At 47.2% G+C, this 6,282-nt stretch carries 5 protein-coding genes; 4 read left to right on the top strand and 1 reads right to left on the bottom strand.

Annotation, left to right across the window (positions count from 1 at the left end):
- Positions 1-185 precede the first annotated feature (185 nt).
- On the top strand, positions 186-683 hold the full coding sequence (locus VNN20_11980; GenBank protein ID HWP92901.1) for a PsbP-related protein: 498 nt from the start codon (positions 186-188) through the stop codon (positions 681-683).
- Between the two features lie 101 nt (positions 684-784).
- Here VNN20_11980 and VNN20_11975 read toward each other — a convergent pair whose 3' ends face one another.
- Positions 785-1,156, bottom strand: coding sequence for a hypothetical protein (locus tag VNN20_11975; protein ID HWP92900.1), 372 nt, complete (start codon positions 1,154-1,156; stop codon positions 785-787).
- Between the two features lie 257 nt (positions 1,157-1,413).
- On the opposite strand from VNN20_11975, the gene nuoF reads away from it, so the two are divergent.
- From nuoF to VNN20_11960, 3 genes are all read left to right on the top strand, one after another.
- On the top strand, positions 1,414-2,706 hold the full coding sequence (gene nuoF, locus VNN20_11970; protein HWP92899.1) for an NADH-quinone oxidoreductase subunit NuoF: 1,293 nt from the start codon (positions 1,414-1,416) through the stop codon (positions 2,704-2,706).
- Positions 2,707-3,074: 368 nt separating this feature from the next.
- On the top strand, positions 3,075-3,992 hold the full coding sequence (locus tag VNN20_11965; protein HWP92898.1) for a DUF547 domain-containing protein: 918 nt from the start codon (positions 3,075-3,077) through the stop codon (positions 3,990-3,992).
- Positions 3,993-4,233: 241 nt separating this feature from the next.
- On the top strand, positions 4,234-6,087 hold the full coding sequence (locus VNN20_11960) for a chloride channel protein (protein ID HWP92897.1): 1,854 nt from the start codon (positions 4,234-4,236) through the stop codon (positions 6,085-6,087).
- Positions 6,088-6,282: the final 195 nt, after the last annotated feature.

Here is a 6,282-nt window from a genome sequence, read left to right as displayed (position 1 = left end):
ATTATTCGTAACATTTGACCAAAAATACTGCTATACTTGTTCACGGGATGCCTCCTTCAGGTGGTTGTTTTGTTGTTGCAAATAAATCAATTCTACCTGTTGGAGCTCCCTTCCCTTAAAACCTATTTTGGACAGATATGACTTTGACTATTGGTTTTAGTGCTTTTGCGCCCGGGTTCTTTTGTTTGATATTACAAGCAGAAACTCAAACCCCCGAGACAACACCGGAACTCAAACGTTACTACTTCAAAGAAGAACTTTTCTCCATTGAATTCCCCCCTGATTGGGAAATTAAGCCTGAGAGAAGGTCTGCTTATAGTCCGAAGGAAAATGACAAAGATGTCTTTCGTGAATACGTTGATGTTGACATTAATCATTTGGTTGCGCTTATGGAGGCGGAAAATGATGTGGAAAAGTTCTTTAACAGAACCGTAGCCAGAAGCTTTAAGCATTATGACCGTTTTCAGGAACTGGAAAGGGGCAAGACTAAAGTAGCATACCAGGATGCGATCTGGGTAATCTTTTCATACCAGCCAACCAGCGTGCATCAATATAAAAAGTTAGTCTATACGTTCTTGAAAGGTGAGAGGGGATATATTGTTTACTGCGAATCCACCCCGGAGCAATTCGACGAATACAAAAACCAGTTTGAGAAGATAGTGCAAAGCTTCAGGTTTGAATAGCTGCTTCGGCTTTTACCATTCCCATTTCCACCATGACGACGTGTGTGGCAGATATGAAGCAATTTAGTTCTTCAGATGTATTACAGCTTGAGCGTTTCCTATTACTTTTTTACCCTATTCAGCTTGGGATCCTCCGCTATAATGCGACGGACAACACTGGCAAACTTTTCGTCAGGAGCCTCTCGACACGCCTTCTTTACTTGTCTTATTAGACCTGTAGCAAATTTTGGCTCATCAACCAATTCATGACCATTTTGGTCACCATGCGCTGTAAGATATCCGAGCACCCAGGATTTATAGCGAATTGACAGCTCAGATTTCTTATCTTCCTCAGAGAAAGCGAGGCGACAGCGTGTATAACCAGGCTCATGGTCCTTCCAAATATCGTACCAGGTCACTGCTTGCCCAGTCCCCGTCGCAGTGAACAAGGCGAAGGCAATAAGAATCACATTCCTGAGTAGTCCTTTGGTCATTTTTACCACTCCCTTACCTCCTTACAACAGGTTTAATATAGAACCATTTCAAAATTAGTCAGTATTTTAATTAGCCTAGAGAACCCATTCAGTTTAAATTTCACTATATCTTAAGGTGAGGAAATATCTACACCTTCACGAGTTAGCGCTTTCAGGAACGATTCAGTTATGTTTTATAACCAACCGATATTTACACCGAAATACACTTGCCATACCATAAAAGCCGTTTAGAATAACTTACTCAGAGGAGCCGAGAAATGCCCGAGATGAGAATAATACGCACCTATGTGGACAGGCCGAACTCCGAGACAATCGAGTCCTACATCTCCTCTGGCGGCTACACCGCCCTTCCCAAAGCGCTAAAAACAGACCCGGTTCAGATAATAGATGAGGTTAAAAAATCTGGGCTTCGAGGGCGCGGAGGGGCCGGGTTTCCCACCGGGATCAAATGGAGCTTCATTCAAAGGGACTCCAAGAAGCCGATCTACCTTTGCTGCAACGCCGACGAGAGCGAGCCGGGGAGTTTCAAGGACAGGGAAATCATCGAGCGTGACCCGCATCAGATGCTAGAAGGGATTATTATTGCCTGTTACGCCATAAATTCCCACAAGTGCTACATCTACATCAGGGGTGAGATGCCAAAAGGGGCCAGGATTCTGGAGAGAGCGATCGGTGAAGCATATGAAAAGGGATTTCTCGGAGAGAACATCCTGGGCTCGGGGTTCAATCTCGACGTCGTGCTTTTTAGGGGAGCGGGTGCTTATATATGCGGAGAAGAGACCGGGCTTCTTGAATCCATCGAGGGTAAGAACGGAGAACCTAGACCGAAACCCCCCTTCCCGGCGCAGGTCGGGCTTTTCGGCTGTCCGACCATCGTGAACAACGTCGAGACCCTGGCCTGCGTGCCCCACATCATCAACAATGGTGCGGATTGGTTTGCCGAAATAGGCACCCCCAAAAACACCGGCACAAAAATCTACGGCCTCAGCGGATGCATAAACCGCCCCGGACTATATGAACTCCCCCTGGGGATCCCGCTTCGGGAGCTGATTTATGAATATGGTGAAGGCATACCGAAGGGGAGGCAAGTAAAAGCAATATCCCCGGGAGGCTCCTCTGCACCGATGCTTTCCGCCGACGAGATAGATATCCTTATGGACTTTGACTCCCTGTCAAAGGCGGGTTCCATGCTAGGCACCGCCGGAGTAACGGTGATCGATGACGCCACCTGCATGGTTAGAGTAGCCCAAAACCTGGCTCACTTTTACCGGGATGAGTCCTGCGGGCAGTGCGTTCAGTGTAGAGAGGGTACCTGGTGGCTCGAAAAAATGCTAACCAAGATAGAGGAGGGAAGAGGCCGCCTGGAGTTTATCGACACCCTTTTGGACGCCTGTTTCCAGATGAAGGGGACGACTATTTGCGCACTGGCCGACGGATGCGCCATGCCCGTAGAATCGATCGTGAAAAAGTTCCGGCATGAATTTGAAGAGCACATAAGACTGGGAAAGTGCCCGTTTGGCAATGGATACATGGGGAGTTGGGATGAGTGAAACTGGCTTAGTTAAGCCACGAATAGGCACCAATTCACATTATAATAAAAAAATGATGCACGATTCATGATGCATGATAGCGTGTAACGTTTTTCCCCACTCTATATCCTGAGCTTGCAGAATTTTTCCCAGGCAATGTATCTAAGTCGTTGGTTAAATTTATAACCAGGGAAAAAGGATGTAAACCATTCCATTTTATCTTTAATGTCCTGAAACCTTTTAGTCCGGTTGTCCATCTAATCGATAAAGAATACGGAATCACGAAGGCACTAAGGCACAAAGTAAAGATCGAAAATTAAAGGACTGAAAAACAGGACTGAGCATTCTTTCAATGACTGTTAGAAGACCCGAATAATAAGGATATCCTGATGAAGAATTTAACGACTAGACTGGTAATCCTCATGATTGTAGCTTTTGCTGTGACCCTGGTTTCAATGCAGTCTCGGCAGAGTTCGTTGGTAATCGTTTCCTACGCCCTAGCCGAGAAAGAAGCCGGTAAATTCGACCATACGCACTCTGTTTTTGATTCTCTCCTCAAAAAGTATGTCCATAACTCCAAGGTTGACTATGAAGGCTTCATAAGCTCACGAGAGGAGTTCAACGCCTATCTCAAGGGACTCGGCTCAGTAACCGAAGGCGAATATGAAAGCTGGTCACAGGAAGAGAAGCTGGCTTTCTGGATTAATGCCTATAACGCCTTTACCATTAAAGCCATTATGGATAACTACCCCATTCATAGGGGCTTTAGCCTGTTTAGCCTTTTCTATCCCGGAAACAGCATTCGTCAAATTGACGGTGTATGGGATAGGCTTGAGTTTCGGGCAGTGGGTAGGATGGTAACATTGAACGAGATAGAGCACGAGATCCTGAGAAAACAATTTAAGGAGCCCAGAATCCATGCGGCCATTAACTGCGCTTCCATAGGATGCCCGGATTTGAGAAATGAGGCCTACCGGTCGGATATCATCGAAGAACAACTAGATTCCGCTTCGGCTGATTTTGTCAACAACAGTGATAAAGGGATGAGAATCAACCCGGCCGAGAGAACGGTGAAGCTCTCCAAAATATTCGAATGGTTTGGTGATGACTTCATAGAGCAATATGGAAACACCGGTCTATTCAGCGAAAGGAGTCCGAAAGAGAGAGCGGTTCTTAACTTTGTGATGAAGTACCTTAAATCGGAAGAGGAAAAACAATTTTTAAAAAGAGATGATTTCAAGGTCGGCTATCTAGATTACGATTGGAGTCTTAATGAATTAAAAGTTGAGGCTACAGCCTTCAGATAAACGGCGCGTAGCGAATCGCGTTGTGAGTTCTTAACCTATCTATCTATCCATCCTCCTTTGAGCGGGAGAAGCCCCCTTTAAGAGAAGTATGGGGGCTTCTCTTTTTTCCCCAGTAGTTAAAAGATGGTAAAATGTAACACTAGCCTCTTATATAGCTTAACTTCCCGATTAAACAAAATGACATCGACAGAGGAAGTGCTTATTTTAATCCCATCATCAATAAATCAATTCTTCAATAACTATGGTTGAGCAGAAAGTAACGGAGTCATCAACTACCGAGGGTTTGCCCGTTGCTCCTTCGTTGAAGGAGGCGCTCAAAAACACGTTTCAGGTTCCCCGTCCAACCGTAGTAGTCGATAGACGGGTCATACAAATAACTCTGCTTTCGTTGTTACTCGGGCTCGCCGGTGGTGTGGTTGCACGGGCACTAATGTTGCTAATCGGTGCTATCACAAACCTATCCTTCTATGGTCGTCTCTCAACCAGCTTTGTTTCACCATCTAACAATCAACTGGGAATTTTTGTGATTTTCGTCCCAGTCGTGGGCGCAGTAATAGTCGGGCTAATGGCCCGTTATGGATCTAAAGGAATCCGCGGACACGGTATCCCTGAGGCTATGGAGCAGGTGCTGGTCAATCAGAGTCGTATACCACCACGCCTGACCTTTCTTAAACCGGTATCAGCAGCCATATCAATTGGAACCGGTGGGCCGTTTGGCGCCGAGGGACCGATCATCGCCACCGGCGGCGCACTCGGCTCGCTGGTTGGCCAGTTGTTGAAAACTACCGCGGACGAGCGCAAGACGCTTTTGGCAGCCGGAGCAGCAGCGGGTATGTCAGCCACCTTCGGAAGCCCGGTATCAGCCGTCTTACTGGCTATAGAGCTGTTACTGTTTGAGTTTCGGCCACGCTCCCTTATTCCCGTAGCACTTGCCAGCACTGCTGCGGCGGCAGTCCGCATAGCGTTTGTCGGAACAACACCAATCTTTGCCATGCCCGACCTAGCACCACCGAACGGAACTGCCATTGCTTGCTACATCTTACTTGGGGCTACTGTCGGCGTTGCTTCGGTCTATGTAACACGCTCAGTTTATGCCATAGAAGATGCGTTTGCCCGACTCCCAATCCACTGGATGTGGTGGCCGGCGATAGGGGCGGTCGCAGTAGGAATAATCGGCTATGTCGCACCTCGCACTATGGGAGTAGGCTACGATATCATCGACCAGATACTCTCAGGTGCTATAACCGGGAAGGTGCTTATCGCTCTCTTTGTACTCAAATTCGTGTCTTGGTCAATCTCCCTGGGAAGCGGAACGTCCGGCGGAACACTTGCGCCACTATTTATAATCGGAGGAGGCTTTGGCGCAGCACTGGGAAGTGCGGTTCTAATTATTTTCCCCGCTCTTGGGCTCGATGTACGTGTAGCCGCTTTGGTCGGTATGGCAGCTATGTTCGCCGGGGCATCAAGGGCCATGCTCGCTTCGGTGGTGTTTGCCTTCGAGACTACGCTTCAACCCCTCGGTCTTCTCCCACTATTAGGAGGATGTACCGCCGCTTATTTGGTGTCCAGCTTGCTCATGAGGAACTCCATAATGACCGAAAAGATCGCCCGGCGCGGGGTGCGTGTACCCGCTGAATATTCTGCCGACCTTCTTGAGCAGGTACTGGTGCGAGAATCCGCGACATACCGGGTAGCTACTCTTAAATCGAGTATAACCATTGAAGAGGCACGTGCATGGCTTACTTCGGGCACTCCAGGCAGCACCCATCAGGGGTTCCCGGTTATTGACGAGGAGAACAACTTGCTTGGGGTTGTAACCCGTCGAGATTTATTCGATGCCAATGACTCGCCTACAAAACAACTGGGCGAATTGATAAAACGTACACCAACAGTCGTGTATGAGGACAGTACGCTTCGAGAAGCCGTTGATTTAATGGCGGAGGAGGGAATTGGGCGGCTACCGGTGGTTAATCGTGTTAACCCACTCCAGGTCGTTGCCATACTGACCAGAAGCGATATTTTATCTGTCCATCGCAAACGTCTGGAAGAGGCACATCAATTCAAGCAAAGTATTCACTGGTTTGGTATCCGCTGAATCATGAATAGAAAATTCTAAGATTTTGAATTAATTAATTGAATTAGCCACTAGTCTCATATCTGTCCAAAATAGGTTTTAAGGGAAGGGAGCTCCAACAGGTAGAATTGATTTATTTGCAACAACAAAACAACCACCTGAAGGAGGCATCCCGTGAACAAGTATAGCAGTATTTTTGGTCAAATGTTACGAATA

This window comes from Thermodesulfobacteriota bacterium, from assembly GCA_035559815.1.
Taxonomy (GTDB): Bacteria; Desulfobacterota_D; UBA1144; order Nemesobacterales; family CSP1-2; genus DATMAT01.
The sequence above is the reverse complement of the archived record's forward strand: the minus strand, read 5'-3'. Positions and strand labels throughout refer to the sequence as shown.

Bases quoted from the DNA above. Each gene is read 5' to 3' on its own strand.
- nuoF (HWP92899.1), top strand. From the start codon at position 1,414: ATGCCCGAGATGAGAATAATACGCACCTATGTGGACAGGCCGAACTCC.
- VNN20_11960 (HWP92897.1), top strand. From the start codon at position 4,234: ATGGTTGAGCAGAAAGTAACGGAGTCATCAACTACCGAGGGTTTGCCC.
- VNN20_11965 (HWP92898.1), top strand. From the start codon at position 3,075: ATGAAGAATTTAACGACTAGACTGGTAATCCTCATGATTGTAGCTTTT.
- VNN20_11975 (HWP92900.1), bottom strand. From the start codon at position 1,156: ATGACCAAAGGACTACTCAGGAATGTGATTCTTATTGCCTTCGCCTTG.